21 protein-coding genes and 1 tRNA gene are annotated in these 18,628 nt (G+C 35.2%); 9 read left to right on the forward strand and 13 right to left on the reverse strand.

The window, feature by feature from the left end; translation table 11 throughout:
* Nucleotides 1-3 precede the first annotated feature (3 nt).
* Complete coding sequence (locus FIT70_RS02530) at nucleotides 4-1,008, reverse strand: Gfo/Idh/MocA family protein (protein ID WP_028817801.1); 1,005 nt, start codon at nucleotides 1,006-1,008, stop codon at nucleotides 4-6.
* A gap of 118 nt (nucleotides 1,009-1,126) precedes the next feature.
* Here FIT70_RS02530 and FIT70_RS02535 point away from each other — a divergent pair, with 118 nt between their 5' ends.
* Entirely contained in the window at nucleotides 1,127-1,507 is a 381-nt protein-coding gene (locus FIT70_RS02535; RefSeq protein ID WP_028817802.1) for a surface-adhesin E family protein, read from the forward strand.
* Between the two features lie 4 nt (nucleotides 1,508-1,511).
* On the opposite strand, the gene FIT70_RS02540 is transcribed toward FIT70_RS02535, so the two are convergent.
* Nucleotides 1,512-1,826: a hypothetical protein gene (locus tag FIT70_RS02540; protein WP_028817803.1), complete on the reverse strand. Its 315-nt coding sequence runs from the start codon at nucleotides 1,824-1,826 to the stop codon at nucleotides 1,512-1,514.
* A 63-nt stretch (nucleotides 1,827-1,889) separates the two neighbouring features.
* Nucleotides 1,890-1,965 (reverse strand) — tRNA-Lys (locus tag FIT70_RS02545).
* A gap of 215 nt (nucleotides 1,966-2,180) precedes the next feature.
* Between FIT70_RS02545 and msrA the strand changes: the two genes are divergently transcribed.
* From msrA to FIT70_RS02555, 3 genes are read left to right on the forward strand one after another with little or no spacing between them, the layout of a single operon-like run.
* Nucleotides 2,181-2,684: a peptide-methionine (S)-S-oxide reductase MsrA gene (msrA, locus tag FIT70_RS02550; protein WP_139930486.1), complete on the forward strand. Its 504-nt coding sequence runs from the start codon at nucleotides 2,181-2,183 to the stop codon at nucleotides 2,682-2,684.
* A gap of 49 nt (nucleotides 2,685-2,733) precedes the next feature.
* Entirely contained in the window at nucleotides 2,734-2,892 is a 159-nt protein-coding gene (locus tag FIT70_RS06885) for a hypothetical protein (RefSeq protein ID WP_189340869.1), read from the forward strand.
* 60 nt (nucleotides 2,893-2,952) lie between these two features.
* Nucleotides 2,953-4,257, forward strand: a complete 1,305-nt coding sequence (locus FIT70_RS02555; RefSeq protein WP_139884282.1) for a PQQ-dependent sugar dehydrogenase — start codon at nucleotides 2,953-2,955, stop codon at nucleotides 4,255-4,257.
* Between the two features lie 101 nt (nucleotides 4,258-4,358).
* Here FIT70_RS02555 and FIT70_RS02560 read toward each other — a convergent pair whose 3' ends face one another.
* The gene (locus tag FIT70_RS02560; RefSeq protein ID WP_139930488.1) at nucleotides 4,359-4,616 is read right to left on the reverse strand and encodes a hypothetical protein; all 258 of its coding nucleotides are present in this window, start codon (nucleotides 4,614-4,616) and stop codon (nucleotides 4,359-4,361) included.
* A gap of 182 nt (nucleotides 4,617-4,798) precedes the next feature.
* Nucleotides 4,799-5,041 carry a helix-turn-helix domain-containing protein gene (locus tag FIT70_RS06960; RefSeq protein ID WP_139930489.1) on the reverse strand — a complete coding sequence of 81 codons (243 nt, stop codon included), beginning with the start codon at nucleotides 5,039-5,041 and terminating at the stop codon, nucleotides 4,799-4,801.
* Nucleotides 5,042-5,189: 148 nt separating this feature from the next.
* Between FIT70_RS06960 and FIT70_RS02570 the strand changes: the two genes are divergently transcribed.
* Together FIT70_RS02570 and FIT70_RS06940 are read left to right on the forward strand one after the other, a co-directional pair.
* Nucleotides 5,190-5,423 carry a hypothetical protein gene (locus FIT70_RS02570; RefSeq protein ID WP_223257747.1) on the forward strand — a complete coding sequence of 78 codons (234 nt, stop codon included), beginning with the start codon at nucleotides 5,190-5,192 and terminating at the stop codon, nucleotides 5,421-5,423.
* A 202-nt stretch (nucleotides 5,424-5,625) separates the two neighbouring features.
* On the forward strand, nucleotides 5,626-5,754 hold the full coding sequence (locus tag FIT70_RS06940; RefSeq protein ID WP_262981976.1) for a hypothetical protein: 129 nt from the start codon (nucleotides 5,626-5,628) through the stop codon (nucleotides 5,752-5,754).
* Nucleotides 5,755-5,840: 86 nt separating this feature from the next.
* Here the strand turns inward: FIT70_RS06940 and FIT70_RS06890 are convergent, their stop codons facing one another.
* From FIT70_RS06890 to FIT70_RS02590, 5 genes are all read right to left on the reverse strand, one after another.
* Complete coding sequence (locus tag FIT70_RS06890; RefSeq protein WP_189340870.1) at nucleotides 5,841-5,990, reverse strand: hypothetical protein; 150 nt, start codon at nucleotides 5,988-5,990, stop codon at nucleotides 5,841-5,843.
* Nucleotides 5,991-6,007: 17 nt separating this feature from the next.
* Entirely contained in the window at nucleotides 6,008-7,537 is a 1,530-nt protein-coding gene (locus tag FIT70_RS02575; protein ID WP_139930491.1) for a cryptochrome/photolyase family protein, read from the reverse strand.
* Nucleotides 7,538-7,789: 252 nt separating this feature from the next.
* Entirely contained in the window at nucleotides 7,790-8,845 is a 1,056-nt protein-coding gene (locus tag FIT70_RS02580; RefSeq protein WP_223257748.1) for a histone deacetylase family protein, read from the reverse strand.
* Between the two features lie 39 nt (nucleotides 8,846-8,884).
* A complete protein-coding gene (locus FIT70_RS02585) occupies nucleotides 8,885-9,625 on the reverse strand; it encodes a TerC family protein (protein ID WP_028817814.1) in 741 nt (246 codons plus the stop codon).
* A gap of 73 nt (nucleotides 9,626-9,698) precedes the next feature.
* Nucleotides 9,699-11,837 carry a TonB-dependent receptor gene (locus FIT70_RS02590; protein ID WP_139930493.1) on the reverse strand — a complete coding sequence of 713 codons (2,139 nt, stop codon included), beginning with the start codon at nucleotides 11,835-11,837 and terminating at the stop codon, nucleotides 9,699-9,701.
* A 202-nt stretch (nucleotides 11,838-12,039) separates the two neighbouring features.
* Between FIT70_RS02590 and tdh the strand changes: the two genes are divergently transcribed.
* Both tdh and kbl read left to right on the forward strand, forming a co-directional pair.
* Entirely contained in the window at nucleotides 12,040-13,074 is a 1,035-nt protein-coding gene (gene tdh, locus FIT70_RS02595) for an L-threonine 3-dehydrogenase (RefSeq protein WP_028817815.1), read from the forward strand.
* 15 nt (nucleotides 13,075-13,089) lie between these two features.
* Nucleotides 13,090-14,280 (forward strand): glycine C-acetyltransferase, encoded by a 1,191-nt coding sequence (gene kbl, locus FIT70_RS02600; RefSeq protein ID WP_139884289.1) that lies wholly within the window; start codon nucleotides 13,090-13,092, stop codon nucleotides 14,278-14,280.
* A gap of 134 nt (nucleotides 14,281-14,414) precedes the next feature.
* Here the strand turns inward: kbl and FIT70_RS06895 are convergent, their stop codons facing one another.
* Both FIT70_RS06895 and FIT70_RS02605 read right to left on the reverse strand, forming a co-directional pair.
* Nucleotides 14,415-14,579, reverse strand: a complete 165-nt coding sequence (locus tag FIT70_RS06895; RefSeq protein WP_189340871.1) for a hypothetical protein — start codon at nucleotides 14,577-14,579, stop codon at nucleotides 14,415-14,417.
* Nucleotides 14,580-14,789: 210 nt separating this feature from the next.
* Nucleotides 14,790-15,170, reverse strand: a complete 381-nt coding sequence (locus tag FIT70_RS02605; protein ID WP_139874405.1) for a c-type cytochrome — start codon at nucleotides 15,168-15,170, stop codon at nucleotides 14,790-14,792.
* A gap of 150 nt (nucleotides 15,171-15,320) precedes the next feature.
* On the opposite strand from FIT70_RS02605, the gene glnE reads away from it, so the two are divergent.
* The gene (glnE, locus tag FIT70_RS02610; RefSeq protein WP_139930495.1) at nucleotides 15,321-18,041 is read left to right on the forward strand and encodes a bifunctional [glutamate--ammonia ligase]-adenylyl-L-tyrosine phosphorylase/[glutamate--ammonia-ligase] adenylyltransferase; all 2,721 of its coding nucleotides are present in this window, start codon (nucleotides 15,321-15,323) and stop codon (nucleotides 18,039-18,041) included.
* Here the strand turns inward: glnE and FIT70_RS02615 are convergent.
* Entirely contained in the window at nucleotides 18,038-18,625 is a 588-nt protein-coding gene (locus FIT70_RS02615; protein ID WP_139930497.1) for a protein-methionine-sulfoxide reductase heme-binding subunit MsrQ, read from the reverse strand. The genes glnE and FIT70_RS02615 overlap by 4 nt on opposite strands.
* Nucleotides 18,626-18,628 lie beyond the last annotated feature (3 nt).

The following is an 18,628-nucleotide window of genomic DNA, read 5'->3' on the forward strand; positions in this document are numbered from 1 at the left end:
CTTTTAAAAATTAACCCAAGCTTTTGTTCTGATAGAGGCTTGAGCGGCTTCTAATACTTTTGTATTCCAAAGGGCATCATCTAAAGAAAGTTTGGGCGCAGTATTGTTGATAATGCATTGGTTAAAATGATCAATCTCAAGTGTAAAGTGATTCGCTTTTTCAATAAGCTCATTCTTTGATCCGTCTTTGTCAGTTGTTATGGTTAATTGTGCCTCATCATTTTCATGCTGCCACACCGTGTGGCACATCAACTTTCCTTTTTCCCCAAAAATTTCAAATTGAGAACGTCTCACGCATTCAAAGCTAATATCAAATTGAGCACGTCGATTCAGGCCAAAATTAATCATGCCCGAAGTTGTGAGATCTGCCCCATGATCATTCAGATGGCTTGTTGCAACAACTGATAGAGGGTTCTGATTAAAGCATTGTCGAATCGTATGGATAGCATAAGGTCCAATGTCCCAAAGAGCGCCACCACCATTTTCAATGGATCGATCGATACGATAAAAACGCGCAGGCTGGATTGGGAAAGAAAACATAGAATGCACATACTGCACATCACCTAATAATCCTGAACTAATAATTTCTTTTATACGATTAAACTGTGGATGAAAGACATACATAAATCCTTCCATCACTTTGACGTGATTTTGATGAGCCGCTTCCTGAATTAACTCAACTTCCTTTGAATGAAGTGCGATAGGCTTTTCTATGAGTACATGTTTTTTATGATTGATTGCTTGAAGAGCGGGCTTGGTATGCTCCTCGTTTGAAAGTGGGATATATATAGCGTCTATATCAGGATGATTAATCACTTCATCTAAAGAATTGAAGGTCTGAACTTTACCTAAAAGTGATGGCTGGTATTTTTCTAAACATTCTGCCGCTGCATTGACTCTTCGACTTCCAATAGCAGCAAGCTCACCAAAAGGGCTATTTGCAATAGCGGGAAGAAGTCGCTCATTGACACGTGCTGCCCCTAGAATACCCCAACGTACTTTTTTCATTTTTTTGTCTTAAATTAAACGATGTTTTATTATGCTTAGCCTTCAGTGAATAGACAAGCCATCATTTCTAAGAAGTTTCAGGTTGAGAAAAGCCTTATTAAATGCGATCATTTGATCCATGAAATTTTTACTACTTCTTTCATTTCTCATTCCAATTTATTCCTTTGCTGATTGGTCTTTAGTGCATCAAGATGATGCTGATCATTATATTGATTATAAGTTGATGAGCAAAAGTGGACATAAGACAAGGGCGTGGTATTTGCAAAATTATGCTGAACCACAAACCATTAAAAATCTTCAATACCACTCTGTTAAAAATAGATCAGAATTTGATTGCAAGGCTCGAAAAATGAGAATTTTAGCTTATGCTTTATATCCAGAACCTATGGGTCAAGGCCACGCTTTATTTAATAAAGGCGAAGCATTAGATTGGCAAGCCATCAAACCTAAGACACTTAATGATTTATATTTAAAGCGGGTCTGTAGCAAAAAGAAATAGAGTTTTATTTACGTCCGCGTTTAGGTAATACAACACCAAGTCTTTGAGCGGCCATTTCATTATTACCTTCTGAGTCTGCTAAAACCCATCCAGTCATAAACATACGCGTCATATATTGTCTGTTGTATAAAAAAGCCACAATCACCTGCCATAGTCCCAGTGTGATAATTGAAAAAAGCATATGAAGTGCTGCCACACCTAATTCACCTCTAAAAAGCGGCACAAACCATCCAAAAAAAAGATAGGTCCAACTAAAACCATAGTAACCAATTTTGATCATGCCCGAATTCGGGTGTTTAATAATTACGGCAGTAGCCATTGTTATCCCTTGTTTTAGAAAATTAAATTTTAGTAGAGATTATGAGAAATAAACTAATTGTAGTGGTGGGGGATGCGAGGGTCGAACTCGCGACAAACGGATTAAGAGTCCGCTGCTCTACCAGCTGAGCTAATCCCCCAATAACGGATATTTTACAGTATTTGTCTGCTAGGCAGAAGGTTCAAGGCAGGGGTTTTTGGCAGGGCTGTAATAGGTGTGTGTTAGAAAACATCCAGAATTAGGATATTTTGGATTGAACTCACTAGCTTAAATGAACTCTTAAAAACAGTATGATTAAAAAAACTATTAACTATAAAGATGACTTAAATCAAAGTCCGATTGTGTTGGATTAATATGGCTATTGAAACAGTATATTTGGCAGGAGGGTGCTATTGGGGGTTCGAAGATCTTTTAAGTAAAATACCGGGTGTTGTTGATACAACGGTAGGCTTCTCCGGCGGGCATGTTAAAAATGTATGTTATCGAGAAGTCACAACAGGAACTACAGGGCATGCAGAGACAGTAAAAGTTGTTTTTGATTCTGATATTTTAAGCTTTAAGGACTTACTTCTATTTTTTTTTAAAATACATGACCCCACAACACTTAATCAACAAGGTAATGATATAGGTACTCAATACCGATCAGCTATTTTCGCAACAAACAATGAGCAATTCTTGTTAGCTGAAGATTTGATTAAAAAGATTGATGTATTAGGCGTGCTTAAAAGTAAGATTACGACAGAAGTAAATACATTCAACTCATTTTTCTCAGCTGAAGAAAATCACCAAAAATACTTAAAGAAATTCCCCGATGGTTACTCATGCCATTTCATTAGAGATATTAATTTTTCTTTTTAATTGATAATGATTCATTCTAACTTTATTAAATATAATGTAATTTATGACTATGGAAGATAAAAGATGTTGTGGAAGAGGGGTATGTATTATTAATGCTCAAGGTATTTGTTGGTGTGGTCAGAAGTGGGATGGCGAGAAAATGATTTCTGCAAAACCAGATAACAACAAAAAAATAGAATTAGATAAAAAACAACTATCAAAAAAATAATGTTCATTTAGATTTATTTTAATCTATAAAAATATAGTAATTATTCTATAAAATAAGACTATGAAAAAAATTGCATATATTTTTTTGCTAGCCGCTCTCTTTTCTTGTCAAACAATACCTTCTGCAGACTCACCTGGTTTGAGTTTAGGTAAAAATCCTAAATTACCTGAACCAAGCTCATCAATTATCCCTACAGTAAGTATTGCAAAAGCATCGCAATGGCCAGAAGGTGTCATGCCAAAAGTCATAGATAGTTTTGTGATTAGTCTTTATTCAAAAGAACTAACACATCCTCGATGGTTATATGTTTTACCTAACGGCGATGTTCTTGTTGCACAAAGTAATAAACAACCCCCTAAAAAAACACAAGGATTAAAAGACCTTGTATCAAGATATTTTATGAATCGTGCTGGAGCAGGCAAAGATAGCCCAGACAAAATTACATTACTTCGAGACTCTAATGATGATGGTGCTGCCGAATTGGCTAATGATTTTTTAACTCACCTACATTCGCCCTTTGGAATGACTTTGATTGGTAATGATTTATATGTAGCTAATACTGATGCTATTTTGCGCTTTCATTATGAGGTAGGCGACATAAAAATTGATACTAAAAAATATCCCCCAGAAAAAATTGTAGATTTGCCAGAAGGAGAGATCAACTCACATTGGACAAAAAATATTATTGCATCTTTGGATGGTACAAAGCTTTATGTAACAGTTGGGTCGAATAGTAATATTGGAGAGCGTGGATTAGACCAAGAAAAAGATAGAGCGGCAATTATAGAAATTGATCTTGAAACAAAACAAAAAAGAATTTATGCATCAGGCTTGAGGAACCCTAATGGCCTCGCATGGCATCCATCTTTAGGCCAATTATGGACGGTAGTGAATGAAAGGGATGAATTAGGTAATGATTTGGTGCCTGATTATTTAACTTCCGTTAATGACGGCGATTTTTTTGGATGGCCTTATGTGTACTTTAAAAATTATAAAGACCCTCGTGTAAAAGAATCTATGCCAAAAAATCTTAAGCCTCGTTCACCCGATTATGCTCTAGGAGCGCATGTTGCAGCTTTAGGCTTAGTTTTTTCTAATACATCACAATTTAAATCACCCTATAACAATGGTGTATTTATAAGTGAGCATGGCTCATGGAATAGAAAGCCACGTAGTGGCTATAAAGTTGTTTTTATACCTTTTGAGAATAATGAACCTCAAGGATTACCCATAGATATTGTCACCAATTTTGTGGTCGGTGACGAAGCGTATGGAAGGCCTGTAGGATTGGCTATTGATAAAAAAGGAAATCTTCTTGTTGCTGACGATGTAGGAAATCGTGTTTGGAGAATTACTTCAAAATGATAAAAAAATTAGACCGCCAAAAATTTTGATGTTCAAATAAAAAAAAGCCACTCGAAAGTGGCTTTAATAAGTAACTATTAAGTTATGAATTAAATTTAATATTACTTACTTTCATATTCAGATCCAGGGTTAAAGCCACCATTACCACCAATCAATAATGCATCTGTAGGGTGAAATGGTTTAAAGTCAGGTTCTACTTCAACCTTATTTCCATATTCAGTGCCAGGATTAAAGCCGCCATTACCACCAATCAATAATGCATCTGTGGGATGAAAGGGTTTAAAACCTAAATCTTCTTCCGCGAAAAGAGGAACGTTTAAGAAAGAAAGTAAAAAAACAAAAGCTAATATTTTTTTCATAATACTTACTCCGGTAATTTAAACAAATCTAAATGTGCAAAATATTGAATATTTTTTGACCTTTAGATAATAATCGTATTCCTGAGATATATAGATGTCAACAATGAGCATCATTTATATTAAATTAATCTGGCTGGGACGATTTAGGTCCGTGATTTTGGCAGGAGCCAAAAAGAAGTGTGTTAAGAAATGCTAATTGCCTGTTCAATTCCATTGATAAAAAAACTAGGATTCACTTTCAAGGCGTCGGCCAATTTAAATATAGTGAATAAGCTTGGATCTTTTTTGCCCATTTCTAACTCGCTGATATAAGGCCTTGATAATCCCGACTTTAGACCAAGCTGTTCTTGAGATAAGTTTGAACTGAGCCTTCTTGATTTAAGACTTTTTCCGAAAGCACCATCTAATTTAGTTAATAGTACCAAGACAGTACTATGCTCTTTATCCTGTTAATAGCTAGTAATAACTTATTTTTTTTAGGGTTAAATACAGAGCGTGCTCTAAAGCGGCAAATGCTATCACTTTAGAGGTATTTAATGATTTTTTGCTTGACAGTAAGGGCCTAAAAAATACATGCTGACAGTATTCTTTAAATTACAAGAAAATGGATTTATGAGTTTTAGAAAAAAAATCGCTCGTGTTACATTTTTGTTAGCCGTAATTTCGCTAGCATGGTTAATTTTAGGAATTTTAGAATTAGCCCCCTTATTATTTCAAATACCTGGCGAGACAAGTTTTAGAACTCATGCTTCAGCAACTGTTTTATTCTTGCTCTTTGCTTCATGGGCCTTTTGGAACGAAAAATAGTAAAAATCTTTAAATGATTAGGAGAACTTATGCTTAAAATGTCCGATATATGTATTTTGTTGTCTGTCTTTGTGGCTTTTATTACTACAGCTTACTTATGGTTTAATGGCCAACAACAGGAGGGGTTATTTACAGCTACCTGGATTCCTTCTATTTTGTCCTTCGCAATATACTTTAAAGTTATCTCGAGAAAGGGATAAACATGACTAATCCAATATTATTTGGCACAGGCTTATTCTGTTTTTTTCTTGCAATTGTTGGTGTTGTTTTAACAGTTCAAGAATTTAAAAACATGGAATTAAAAGAAAAATTAAAAAACAAAAGTAAATAATTAGCTTTTAATTAGATTTGATGTTCTAGAAGAGCATTTTTGCAAGAGTATCATAGGGGCGTGCCTCGGAGCATGCCTACTAAACTTTACTTGTTAAGAAGATGCAGCATTAAACCAAAGTATAGAAATGCAAAAATAGCGACAATCCAAAATACTTTTAGCATATTCGTATTAATGTCTGATAGCTTTTGATGAATTTTTTCTAGCAATTCCACTTGTTTTAATTTTTTTGTCATATATCCCCTTTGAATGTTTAGATATTTTCAATATTTTTGATTAAATTTTTAGCCTGTAATTTAATATCTTCAATGAGATTAGGATCCATATCTCTGATCTGTTTATTGACGATCGCTAATCTTGGGTTTTTGCTTAGTTGTTGTGAGTTCGCAATAAAAAAATTCCAGTATAGGCTGTTGAACGGACATGCCTTATCACCAACCCTCTCATTTTTCGAATAATAACACCCCTCACAATAGTTACTCATTTTGTTTAAATAGTTCGCTGTTGATACATAAGGTTTGCTTGCTAGCTTGCCACCATCGGCAAACTGACTCATGCCCAGTGTATTAGGCATTTCAACCCATTCAAATGCATCAATATAGATACCTAAATACCACTCATGAAGGCTTTTAGGATGAAGGCCTGCAAGTAGAGAAAAGTTACCAACAATCATCAGTCTTTGGATATGGTGCGCGTATGCTTCATCAAGAGATTGGTTGATTGTATATTTAAGACAATTCATTTTAGTTTGCCCATTCCAAAACCAATTGGGCACTGGCAATTGATGGTTGAAATAATTCTGATCGCCAAGAGCTGGCATATGAGCCCAATAATATCCCCTAATATATTCTCTCCAGCCTATGATTTGTCTGATAAAGCCCTCGGCAGTATTGATTGATAATTGATTAGATAAATATGATTTTTCAACAGCTGATACAACCTCTTTAGGAGAAAGCATTTTAGTATTCAACGCAAAAGAGATTAAAGAATGAAACATTTTTGTTTCATCTTTATGCATCGCATCTTGATAGTCGCCGAAGTAAATGAGTATATGTCCAATAAAAAAATCTAAATGCTTTAATGCTTCTTTTCTATTTAAAGGCCAACGAAATTGAGATGCATTATGATTTCCAAAGCTCTTTATTCTAGCCGTTGTAATTTCATCCCATAATTCACTATGATCATGAATAGGCCTATGATCCTCAAAGACTTTGGGTTCTCCTTTCCAAGCTTTTCTATTCTCGTGATCAAAATTCCATTTTAAGCCAACAGGTTTTCCATCTTCAGACATGAGGACACAGTGCTTTTTCCTCATAGCACGATAGAAAGATTCCATCAGCCACTGCTTCTTTCCCGCAAACATTTCTCTAACCTCGAAACGATGTGTAAAAAAGTGTTCTGACGGAAAGCGCTCAGATTGTATAGAGACTTCATTACAAAGCTCCATTAAATCTTGATCAAGTCTATATTCGTCAGGCTCTTGATACTCAAACTTTTGAACATTGTATTGATCAAATAAATTTTTTAAATTTGCTTTAAAGGAATGAAGATTGGACTTCTCATTTATCCCAAGATAAATAACTTGATGGTTTTTTTTGGTAAGCATACTTTTAAAATCTCTCATCGCTGCAAAAATACCTAAAATCTTTTGCGCATGGTGAAGAACATAATTTGTTTCTTGCTTAACCTCCATTAAGACATATAGGATTTCATCATCTAGTTTTTTAAACCAAGAATGGTTAGGATTAAGTTGATCTCCCAGAATGAGTCTAAGGATTTTCATTTTTGAGTTCTAGTAATAGAATTGGCACGTTTAAGATTAAATGGTACTTAGATTTAAGCTGGGCTTATCTCTCAGATTCAAATATTTTACAGTATTTATAGATTTCTAGAGGGTCTGGGCAATCGTTTTTGGGAGAGAAAGAATAGAGCGGGTGGTGAGAACACATGACAGAATAAAAAAAGCTTCTTTTAAAGAATTATAGAAACTGCTAAAAGATGCTATTAATTAATACAACGCGGAATTATCTCGCTCTCACCGGCCAGTCAGTTTTTTATTTTTCGAAATAATTACATTTAGAATACTTTCAGAAGCTTCTTTGATATTTGTAGGTTCATACCCGCCTTCTAAAACAAACAATAGACGATTAGACGCATATTTTTCTGCAATGGTAGATAAAATATCTGTAGCTTTCCTATAGCCATTATTTGTATATTTCAATTGCCCTAGTAAATCATTTTCATGCGCATCAAACCCTGCAGATACCAATATAAATTCTGGCTTGAATTTATCCATGGCAGGAATTAATTGGCTTTTTAAGCCATGAATAAATTCTTCATCGCCGGCACCTTTTGGCAAATCAATATTTAATGTATATCCATAACCTTCACCACTCCCTTTTTCATCAGGGCGACCTGTGCCAGGATAGAAAGGATGTTGATGGATACTGAAATAGAAAACCGTATTGTCACTGTAAAAAATATCTTGGGTTCCGTTGCCGTGATGAACATCAAAATCAACAATTAATATTCGATTGATGCCATATTTGTTTTGTAGATATTTTGCTGCAATGGCGACATTATTAAAAATGCAGAATCCCATGCCTCTATCTTTAGTTGCATGATGGCCAGGTGGCCTTGAAAATACAAAGGCACTTGAAGCCTTACCCTGCATCATTTGATCAACCCCTTCAGTAATCGCTCCTACTGATTTTCTGGCAACTTGATACGAATGTTTTGATATAACAGTATCACCGGTACTAAGCTTTGTATTAGACTCAGCAAGTTTTTCAGATTCGCGCTTAACAAGATGAATATATTCTTTTGAATGTACGAGGCTTATGACTTCTGTGGATGCGTAACCAAAGGTAGGCCAAATTAAATTGGGCTGTAATTTAGAATCATTTTTGAGAAAATTAATTACACTTGAGAGTCGATCAGGGTTTTCTGGATGATTAGGGCCGGTGTTATGAAGAATAAATTCATCATCATAAAGAACTGCAATTTTTAATTTACTTCTTTCTTGATCCGCAATTAAATTAATTGGTTGAAAAAGCGATATGAGAAGTAAACAGTTAAGTATGTATTTCACTTAAAAGTGTCTTAATTAAGTATGAGTTAGTTTCATTATCTAACCGCCCTTTTTTTGTCGAGCACGGATATTTAGAACTTCGACAGCAAGAGAAAAGGCCATTGCGAAATATACATATCCTTTGGGAATATGAACATCAAGACTTTCAGCAATTAAAACAAAACCAACAATCATTAAGAAAGACAGTGCTAAAACTTTAATTGATGGATGATGGTGTACAAAATCACCAATAGGTTTTGCAGCCCACAGCATGAAAATGACAGAGATCAAAACAGCGGCAACCATAATTGAAATTTCATCGACTAAGCCAACTGCAGTAATAACACTATCGAGTGAAAAAACTATATCAAGGATACCTATTTGGAAGATAGAGCCCCAAAAAAGGTTCTGAATTGATTTAGATTTGGTACTGGAGGCATTAATTTCACTTGCGGTTTTTTCTTCTGCCTCAACCTCAAGATAAATTTCCTTGCTAGCTTTCCATAAAAGAAATAAGCCCCCGAAGAATAGGATTAAATCTCTCCCACTAATTTCTTGGTTATAAAAAGAAAAAAGTGCTTCTGTTAATCCCATTACCCAAGATAAGCTTAATAGCAATAGGATGCGTGTAACCAAAGCGAACAATAATCCAAAACGGCGGACTGATTCTCTTATTTCTATGGGTAGGCGGTTGGCAAGAACGCTAATAAAAATAATGTTATCAATGCCTAATACAATTTCAAGAGCTACAAGTGTTAAAAAAGCAATGATTGTATTTGGGTCAAGAATGAATTCAAGCATTTTGTACCTATTCTAGTTTTTAGTTGTTTGTGTATGTTTATTTTATAGTTTTTAGATAAAAACTATACATCTTTTAAAAAGTATACGTGACTGTCGCTCGAGCAGTAAGTGGGTAGCCATACATAATGTTGTTATTGTTATGAGCCGACTGATAGTAGGTTTTATCAAGTAAATTTTCTATATTTAACTGAAGTTTAGTTTGTTTATTAATATTTGCATAAATGGCAGCATCCAATCGAGTGTATCCAGGAAGATTTACTGCTGTTGTTGTGGTTGGTGTAGCAGCATACATATCACCGCGGCTTACAACACCTAAAGCTGCGCTCCATGTTTCATTGATTTCATATTTATTCCATAATGAAAATGTATGTTTTGGCACGTGACCTAAAGTTGTACCTGGTGCAATTGGAGTAGACCCACCTTGATTTTTCGTAATTTCTGCATCTTGGTAAGTGTATCCCCCATACATACTGTATGAATCAAATAATTTTCCTGCAACACCCAATTCAAAACCTTTTGTTACCTGGCCGTCAACAATAATGGTATTGGAAGAATTTGAAGGGTCTGTAATTGCCATCTTCGATCTTTCTAAACGATAAATAGCAGAACTAATTGAAAAGCTTTGTAATAAGTCATACTTTATTCCTGCTTCAATATTTGTAAATTTTTCTGGGTCAAATGATTTGATAGAAGATGTAAGTGACGTTAATTGTTCTCCAGTTCGAGGGAGGTAACTTAGACTATAGTTTGTGTATAAAGAAACGGGTTCAATAGGTTTATATACCAAACCAACTCTAGGAGAGATAAATTGATCATTGATGGTGGCGCTATTTGCAGGAGCAACGCTATCATTAAATTTAGTTTTAAATTTATCATAACGTAAGCCCGCGATGATTTGAAATTGTTCATTCAAATATATTTGATCTTGAAAATATATGGCTTGGTTGTAAATATCAGTTGCAGTATTTCGACTCTTAGTTGATTGCCAATTTAATAAAGCGTATGGGTTTGAAGCTAAAGGGGTAGGGTCACTACCACTATTTACAATTCTATAATTTTGATTTTCTTGCAATCCAATTTCCAAGCCCGTTAGAAGCTTATGGGAAACTGATCCCGTCTTAAAGTTATAAGTTAAGTCTGTTTGGTTGAAAAAATTTTGTCTTTGCGTATTGTCATAATATCCATCAATAGTGACTAGCCCATTTGAGACCTGACTATTTGCATATACATTTTGATAATATTTGTCGTAATCAGAAAATCGTGTGTGATTTTTAACACTCACACCATTATCAAAAGTATGGTCAATAATTGCATAACCATTTTTAACTATCGCTTCATTTGGGCTTTGTGATGCATTTCCAAAAAATGTTGATCGACTCGTTGAATAGGGGTAGCTTTTAAGCCCATTGTCGACAGAAGGAATGCCTCGATCACTCGTTCTTTTATCATTAAAATATTCCATACCTACAACAACCTTCGTTTTGTCTGATGGCTTAAATGTAAAAGTTGGATTAATGGCTTTTCTTTCGCTTTCAACGCCTTGTCTAAAACTTCCAGAATCTTCAATCATAGCGTTGACTCTTACAGCAAGTGTTTCATCAATGCGGTTGTTAAGATCTATTGATGAGCGTTTATGGTCATATGCGCCACCTTGTATTTTTATTTCATTTTTATTTTCCCAGGTAGCCTCTTTGACAACGCGATTAATCACGCCACCAACCCCACCCCGACCGAAAATCATTCCGTTAGGACCCATTAACACCTCAACGCGATCTATATTGTAGAGATCTCGGTAATATTGAACGTCATCTCTCACACCATCTACAAATAAGTCTGATGTACTTTGGTTGCCTCTAAACCAAATACTGTCTCGATTGCCCTCTCCTTGACCTGCCATGACACCAGGGGAGTATTGAATTGCATCTTTCAGCCCAAGTAGAGATTGATCTTTGATTTGTTCTTCAGTGATCACTGAAATTGATTGGGGAATATCGCGAATACGCGTATCTGTTTTTGTAGCAGTACTCGTTGTTTTTTTAAGGTATGTTTTAGCTAAATTGTCCTTAACTTCAATCTCATGTAATTCAATTCTCTTATGGTATAGATGATCTTTTGAAGATGTATCAGCCATTGACAGGCTCGGTAACATACCTCCAATAAAGAGGTAAGCCCATATCTTTTTGAAATATTGGGGTTTTTTGTGTATTTCCATATCTAAATGATAATCATTCTCATTTAAAATAGCAAGAAAAATTATGCCCAAATCGCTTCGGATGAGAGGGTTTTAACTGGAGAGGAGTAGGGTTGAGTAACAAAAAACAGTTATTCATACTAAAAGCCGGTATCAAAAAAAATAATCTTCAATATAATTAAAAGACTTCTTTTATTGTCTTAAGAATGGCGAGGTCTACTAAATGAAAGCATTAGTCAAAAAATACGCTAAAGAAGGTTTATGGCTAGAAGATATGCCAGAACCTGAAATGGGTAATAACGACGTACTAGTTAAAATAAAAAAGACAGCTATTTGCGGCACAGACATTCATATTTACAATTGGGATGAGTGGGCTCAGAAAACAATTCCCGTTCCTATGATTACTGGGCATGAGTATGCCGGAGAAATTGTAGATATCGGCTCTAATGTAACGGACTTAAAAGTAGGTGATATTGTCTCAGGAGAAGGTCATCTAACATGCGGCCGTTGCAGAAACTGCTTAGGTGGCAGAACGCACTTATGTCCCAATACAATAGGCGTAGGCGTAAATCGAACAGGATGCTTTGCAGAACTTTTGTCAGTTCCTGCTAAGAATATCTTTAAACCCAGTCGTGAAATTTCAACTGACTTACTTGCTATTTTTGATCCTTATGGAAATGCAGTTCACACAGCACTCTCTTTTAATATGGTGGGCGAAGATGTTCTGATCACAGGAGCAGGTCCAATTGGTATGATGGCTGCTATGGTTTCAGACCATGCTGGCGCAAGAAATATTGTGATCACAGATGTAAATCAATATCGTTTAGACCTTATCAAAAAAATTCTTCCACGTGTAATTACAATCAATGTTGAAAAAGAATCAATAAGCCGTGACATGATGAAGTCTGTGGGTATTTTTGAAGGATTTGATGTGGGACTCGAAATGTCAGGCTCCCCCAAAGCTTTTAGTGGGATGTTAAGCCTTATGATTAATGGCGGCCATATCGCTATGCTAGCAATCATGCCTGCAGGTTCTGGCATAGATTGGGATATGGTGGTCTTCAAAGGCCTCACAATTAAAGGTATCTACGGCCGGGAAATTTTTGAGACTTGGTATAAAGGCACCATGATGGTTCAAAGTGGTCTGCCTTTAGAAAAAATGATTACACATCGATTCCCTTACACTGAGTTTAAAGAAGGTTTTGACATTATGCGATCAGGCAAGTCTGGCAAAATTATCTTAAATTGGGAAAATTAATGTTAAGGATCTTTAATGAGCTTTAAAAAAGCTAAAGAAAGTTTTTCGTCTGATTTAGAAGAAATTAAAAAAGCAGGACTATGGAAAACTGAGCGTATTATTAATTCTGATCAGAAAAGTAAGATTCAGCTTTCTGATAATCAAGAAGTTATTAATATGTGTGCGAATAACTATCTTGGTTTGGCTAACAATCCCGAAGTCATTCAAGCGGCAAAAGATGGTCTTGATCGATGGGGCTTTGGTCTTGCCTCTGTAAGATTTATATGTGGAACACAAACACTACATAAAACGCTAGAAGCAAAAGTGAGCGAGTTTTTAGGCACAGAAGATACGATTCTCTATGCTGCATGCTTCGATGCAAATGGTGGTTTATTTGAAACCATACTCACAGCAGATGATGCTGTTATCTCTGACGAACTCAATCATGCGTCCATTATTGATGGCATTCGTTTATGTAAAGCGCAACGTTATCGTTATAAAAATAATGATATGAATGATTTACGTGCAAAACTAGAAGAAGCCAAGAAAAATAAAGCGAGACGTATTCTAATTACCACCGATGGCGTATTTTCTATGGATGGTACGATTGCACAATTAGATAAGATTTGTGATCTTGCAGATGAATTTGATGCCATGGTGCATCATGATGATTGCCATGCAACAGGATTCATGGGAAAAACAGGCCGCGGCATTCATGAGTATTGTAATGTCATAGATCGCGTGGATATCATCACAAGTACATTTGGCAAAGCTTTAGGTGGGGCCACTGGTGGTTTTACATCCGGACGTAAAGAAATTATTGATATGCTAAGACAAAGATCTAGACCTTATTTATTTTCAAATACACTTGCCCCTAATATTTGCACTGCTTCGTTAAAAGTTTTTGAGATGCTAAAAAAATCAACTGCACTTCGTGATACGTTGGAAAAAAATGTCCATTACTTTAGAGCTGGAATGCAAAAAGCTGGCTTTGATGTAAGCGATGGTGATCACCCTATTGTTCCTATTATGTTAGGTGATGCCAATATTGCCCAATCAATGAGTAAAAAATTACTAGAAAAAGGTATTTTTGCGATTGGATTTTTTTATCCAGTTGTGCCGCAAGGAAAAGCTAGAATTAGAACGCAAATTTCAGCTGCGCATACATTTGAAGATCTAGACAAAGCAATAGATGCTTTTGCAACAACCAAAGCTCAGCTAGACTAACTGTCAGAATATTTCGTGCCTATGGCGCTAATAAATCTTTACTGAGCAAATAGGGCAGGTACATTTCCAAGAATGAACAAACCAGTCAAATGCTTCATTTTTATTTTTATATTTCATAGTTTTCTCACAAGTAATTAAACGCAATCGCCCATTGCTGACGAATATCTATGCCAGCAGTCTTTGTCATTCTGTTTACATACAAAATTATTTTCATCTGAATTTTTTGACATTTCTGAATTTTTTAAATTTTCATTTTTCTCTAAAATTTTAGATGTTTTAATTTCTTTTTTTGATTTCATTTTCATTTCCTCACAAATAGTTTCTATGAGCAAATTCTATGTCTCTTGTTTAGATAAATCCAATGAATTGTTCTTAAGTATGTGATAAGTATTACTTATCAATAGCAAAACCTATCAAGGGTAATGGTAAGTCCTAATGATAGATTTTTGGTAAGGCGGTAATAGGGCTATCTTACAAAGCGTCAAAACTTTTAGAGACTTTTAGCTTTATTATTTTTTGCTACTAAGCTTCGACAGCTTATTTTTAATCTTTATATACTCTTGTTCGGTAGGATCGCTCCAGTTGCCGCCAGAAGCATTCACCATATAAATTAAGGCCCCAGAAAAGTCTTCTAAAGTTAAATCAGGCTTCCCGCCTTTTGCCGGCATTTTTCTCACACCGTTATATGCTTCAGCAATTACATGAACCTTGCCTTCTTTAATAATAGGAGCCCAGTCGCGATTATTCTGAAATTTAGGAGCCCCATTCATACCGGCAGCATGACAAGCTATACAAACCGCTTTATAAGTAGACTCTCCATTTGCAGAAGAAGTTAATGGGACTAATGTAGTCAGTACAAAGAATGAAAAAATTATAATTTGTCGTAGCATAAGGTTTATTGATAGCACATTCGATATTTGTAAAATTTGGAGGTGTAGCTAAAAACACATTTTAGCTGGGAGTTTAAAGGGTGTGCAAGCAAAAGCTAGATTTTGTGTTAATTTCTAAGTTATGAAGAATACGAATTAACTAAATGCTACATGTCTACATCTAATCAATCACTATTGAATCAACTATTAAGTAGAGACCTTACTTATACTTACCACTGCTCACCTTTTATAAAAAGGTTATTTGAGGCAGATAAAGCGCTTGAGCAATTCTCACTTCAGCATATTAGTCATCCTTTTAGTCGGCAAGAAATGGAATCATGGCTAGATAGCCGACGAATTTCTGACGAGATTAGTTTAAATAAATCTCTTCGTATACTTCGTCAGCAAGTGATAGCAAATATTATTCTTCGCGATCTTAATAAATTAGCTGATTTAGATGAAGTTTTAAAGTCAGTAACAGCGCTTGCTGAAATCACTCTAATTCATGCACATCAATTTCATTTCAATGCCCTGAAGTCTATCCATGGTGCTCCGATAGGATTAAGGGGAGAAGAGCAGCTATTAAGTATTGTCGGCATGGGAAAGTTAGGTGGAGAAGAGCTTAATGTGTCATCTGATATTGATCTAATCTTTGCTTACCCAGAAGAAGGAGATACTGAAAGTAAGGAGTCTATAAGCAATCAAAGCTTCTTTATTAAACTTTGCAAAAAAATTATATCGAGCCTTAATGATGTGACAGAAGATGGGTTTGTGTTTCGCGTAGATATGCAATTAAGACCTTTTGGTTCTGAGGGGCAGATTGTATGTAGTTATCAAATGCTAGAAGATTACTATCAAAAATACGGGCGAGAATGGGAAAGATATGCTTGGGTCAAAGGTCGAGTTATTGTAGGACCTCAAATAGAGCTTACTAAAATTATTGAGCCATTTGTTTATCGTAAATATTTAGATTACGGTGCATTGAATTCTATGCGTGATTTAAAAACTCAGATTCAAAATGATGTAAATAAAAAGGGCATCCAAGAAAATATTAAAGTTGGTCGAGGCGGTATTCGTAAGATTGAGTTTATTGCACAAGTTTATCAATTGATACGAGGTGGCCAAGATAAAACATTAAGACTTAAATCGCTTTTACCTGCATTAGCACTTCTCGAAACTAAAAATTTATTATCTAAAAATGGAGTTAAGTCATTAACTGAGGCTTATAAGTTCCTAAGAAATTTAGAGCATAGACTTCAGTATATGGAAGACATGCAAACGCAAGAGCTACCAAAAACAGATGAAGGTAAATTAAGAGTGGTTCAGTCTATGCATTACCAGGACTGGAATATGTTTTATCAAGATCTTGAAATTCACAGAGCAAACGTAGAATTCTATTTTGATGAGGTTTTTAAAGAAACAATTAAAGATGAAGATTCGCCGCAATTAAATTTAACTAAAGTGCTATGGAATAGTGCTTTAACTTTAGAAGATGCATATAAGTATCTAGAGGAATTAGGATTTAAATTACCTGATGAAACCTATCAGATTCTTCAAGGATTAAAGGGTAGTTCACGTTATTTACATTTACCTGAAGTAAGTCGACAACGATTCGATCTCCTCATGCCTTTAATTATCCATGAGGTTTCTTCAGCTTCTGATCCTAATTTAGATTCAACGCTGATTAGAATCATTTCAATTTTAGAGAGTATATGTAGGCGTGCGAGTTATCTTGCCATGCTCACAGAAAATCCAAGTGCATTAAAGATACTTATTAAACTATCTAAAGCGGGCCCGTGGCTTACGCAATATCTTATTCAGCATCCGATATTGATTGATGAATTGCTTGATATTAATCATTTTTATTCAAAGCCAGATTTTGTGGCAATAAAAGAAAAGCTTCATAAAGATTTATTGGAAGCTAAAGATGATATTGAGCAGCAAATGAATATCATGCGCAATATTAAGCACGCTAACATTTTTAAGCTGGCTGCATTAGAAGTCATAGGTGATGTGTCAGTTGAAAATCTCTCTGATTACTTAACTGAGCTTGCTGACCTACTTATAGGAGAAACGCTCTTATTGGTATGGCGTCATATGTATCCAGAGCAAAATGACCCACCTAAATTTGCTGTTATTGCTTATGGGAAATTCGGAGGTAAAGAAATGAGCTATACCTCGGATTTAGACATTGTGTTTATCTATGATGACAAGCGAGATGGCATGGCAGAAAAATATGCAAGATTTGCACAGAGGATTAATAGTTGGCTCAACACTTACACATCCTCAGGCATTCTCTATGAAATAGATCTTGCATTAAGACCTGACGGAGCAAGTGGTCTATTGGTGAGTTCTATTGATGCTTTTAAAGATTATCAATCAAAGAGAGCTTGGACATGGGAACACCAAGCAATTACCCGTGCGCGCTTTTGCGCTGGAGATGAAAGTATAGGCAAGCAATTTGAAAAGGCTCGATTAGATATTCTAGAAATGCAAAGAGATATAAAGCAGCTAAAGATAGACGTATTGGATATGCGCGAAAAAATGCTCGAGAAACACAAAGTCGATCATGAGCTTTTCGATCTAAAACAAGATCGTGGCGGCATTATTGATATTGAATTTATTGTGCAATATTTTGTTTTAGCTTTTGGTTCTTCAAATAAGGCACTTACTCAAAATATAGGCAATATTGGATTACTTAATCTTTTTAGTGAGCAAAATTTAATGGACGCTCTCACAGCTAAAAAACTCATCAGCGCTTATCGATTATATAGAGAGCTTCAACATCAATTAGGTCTTGAGACTAAATTAGATGGAAAAATAAAGTATTCTGAAGTTACTAATCACCCGGCTGAGGTTGTATCTATTTGGAAAAGTATTTTCAATAGTTAATTTTTTTTACGCTTGAAAATATTTAATCTCAATAAAAGCAATAGAGAAACTATGACAGCGTAAATAAGTGGCTCAGTCAAATCCTTTTTTACAAGCCATACAAAATGAAGTACACCTAGTATAGCTATGAGGTAAATAAGGCGATGCAATCTTTTCCAATTTACTTTAAGTCTTCTCATCATCCTATCTGAAGAAGTGATAGCTAATGGAAGTAATAAAAGCCATGCTAAAAAACCTACAAGCACATAGCGATGTTTAATAATGTCATTTTTGATATCGATCCATGCAAAATGGTAGTCAAGCCATATATAGCAAAATAGATGAATTGATGCGTAGAAAAATACAAAAAGTCCCAGCATTCTTCTGTATAGAATCCACTGACTAATCGTTGTAATGTTTCTTAAAGGTGTCATGCTAAGTGTTAAACATAAGAAAATGAGCGTCCATTTTCCGAAGTGACGTTCAATAAACTCTATGGGATTAGCTCCAAGATTATTTTGTAATATATCTATGCCGATAGAAAAAATAGGCCAAAGACCTAAAATAAAAATAAAGCGTTTGATATAGATTGGATTTAACTTCAAGGC

The organism is Candidatus Methylopumilus universalis (genome assembly GCF_006364435.1).
Taxonomy (GTDB): domain Bacteria; phylum Pseudomonadota; class Gammaproteobacteria; order Burkholderiales; family Methylophilaceae; genus Methylopumilus; species Methylopumilus universalis.

What these genes read in the sequence shown, in the direction of transcription:
- FIT70_RS02535 (WP_028817802.1), top strand. Translation starts at nt 1,127, where the DNA reads ATGAAATTTTTACTACTTCTTTCATTTCTCATTCCAATTTATTCCTTT.
- FIT70_RS02605 (WP_139874405.1), bottom strand. Translation starts at nt 15,170, where the DNA reads ATGCTACGACAAATTATAATTTTTTCATTCTTTGTACTGACTACATTA.
- FIT70_RS06895 (WP_189340871.1), bottom strand. Translation starts at nt 14,579, where the DNA reads ATGAAATCAAAAAAAGAAATTAAAACATCTAAAATTTTAGAGAAAAAT.
- FIT70_RS06940 (WP_262981976.1), top strand. Translation starts at nt 5,626, where the DNA reads ATGACTAATCCAATATTATTTGGCACAGGCTTATTCTGTTTTTTTCTT.
- FIT70_RS02575 (WP_139930491.1), bottom strand. Translation starts at nt 7,537, where the DNA reads ATGAAAATCCTTAGACTCATTCTGGGAGATCAACTTAATCCTAACCAT.
- tdh (WP_028817815.1), top strand. Translation starts at nt 12,040, where the DNA reads ATGAAAGCATTAGTCAAAAAATACGCTAAAGAAGGTTTATGGCTAGAA.
- FIT70_RS02590 (WP_139930493.1), bottom strand. Translation starts at nt 11,837, where the DNA reads ATGGAAATACACAAAAAACCCCAATATTTCAAAAAGATATGGGCTTAC.
- FIT70_RS02530 (WP_028817801.1), bottom strand. Translation starts at nt 1,008, where the DNA reads ATGAAAAAAGTACGTTGGGGTATTCTAGGGGCAGCACGTGTCAATGAG.
- msrA (WP_139930486.1), top strand. Translation starts at nt 2,181, where the DNA reads ATGGCTATTGAAACAGTATATTTGGCAGGAGGGTGCTATTGGGGGTTC.
- FIT70_RS02585 (WP_028817814.1), bottom strand. Translation starts at nt 9,625, where the DNA reads ATGCTTGAATTCATTCTTGACCCAAATACAATCATTGCTTTTTTAACA.
- FIT70_RS02555 (WP_139884282.1), top strand. Translation starts at nt 2,953, where the DNA reads ATGAAAAAAATTGCATATATTTTTTTGCTAGCCGCTCTCTTTTCTTGT.
- FIT70_RS02570 (WP_223257747.1), top strand. Translation starts at nt 5,190, where the DNA reads ATGCTGACAGTATTCTTTAAATTACAAGAAAATGGATTTATGAGTTTT.
- FIT70_RS06890 (WP_189340870.1), bottom strand. Translation starts at nt 5,990, where the DNA reads ATGACAAAAAAATTAAAACAAGTGGAATTGCTAGAAAAAATTCATCAA.
- glnE (WP_139930495.1), top strand. Translation starts at nt 15,321, where the DNA reads ATGTCTACATCTAATCAATCACTATTGAATCAACTATTAAGTAGAGAC.
- FIT70_RS02560 (WP_139930488.1), bottom strand. Translation starts at nt 4,616, where the DNA reads ATGAAAAAAATATTAGCTTTTGTTTTTTTACTTTCTTTCTTAAACGTT.
- FIT70_RS02540 (WP_028817803.1), bottom strand. Translation starts at nt 1,826, where the DNA reads ATGGCTACTGCCGTAATTATTAAACACCCGAATTCGGGCATGATCAAA.
- kbl (WP_139884289.1), top strand. Translation starts at nt 13,090, where the DNA reads ATGAGCTTTAAAAAAGCTAAAGAAAGTTTTTCGTCTGATTTAGAAGAA.
- FIT70_RS06885 (WP_189340869.1), top strand. Translation starts at nt 2,734, where the DNA reads ATGGAAGATAAAAGATGTTGTGGAAGAGGGGTATGTATTATTAATGCT.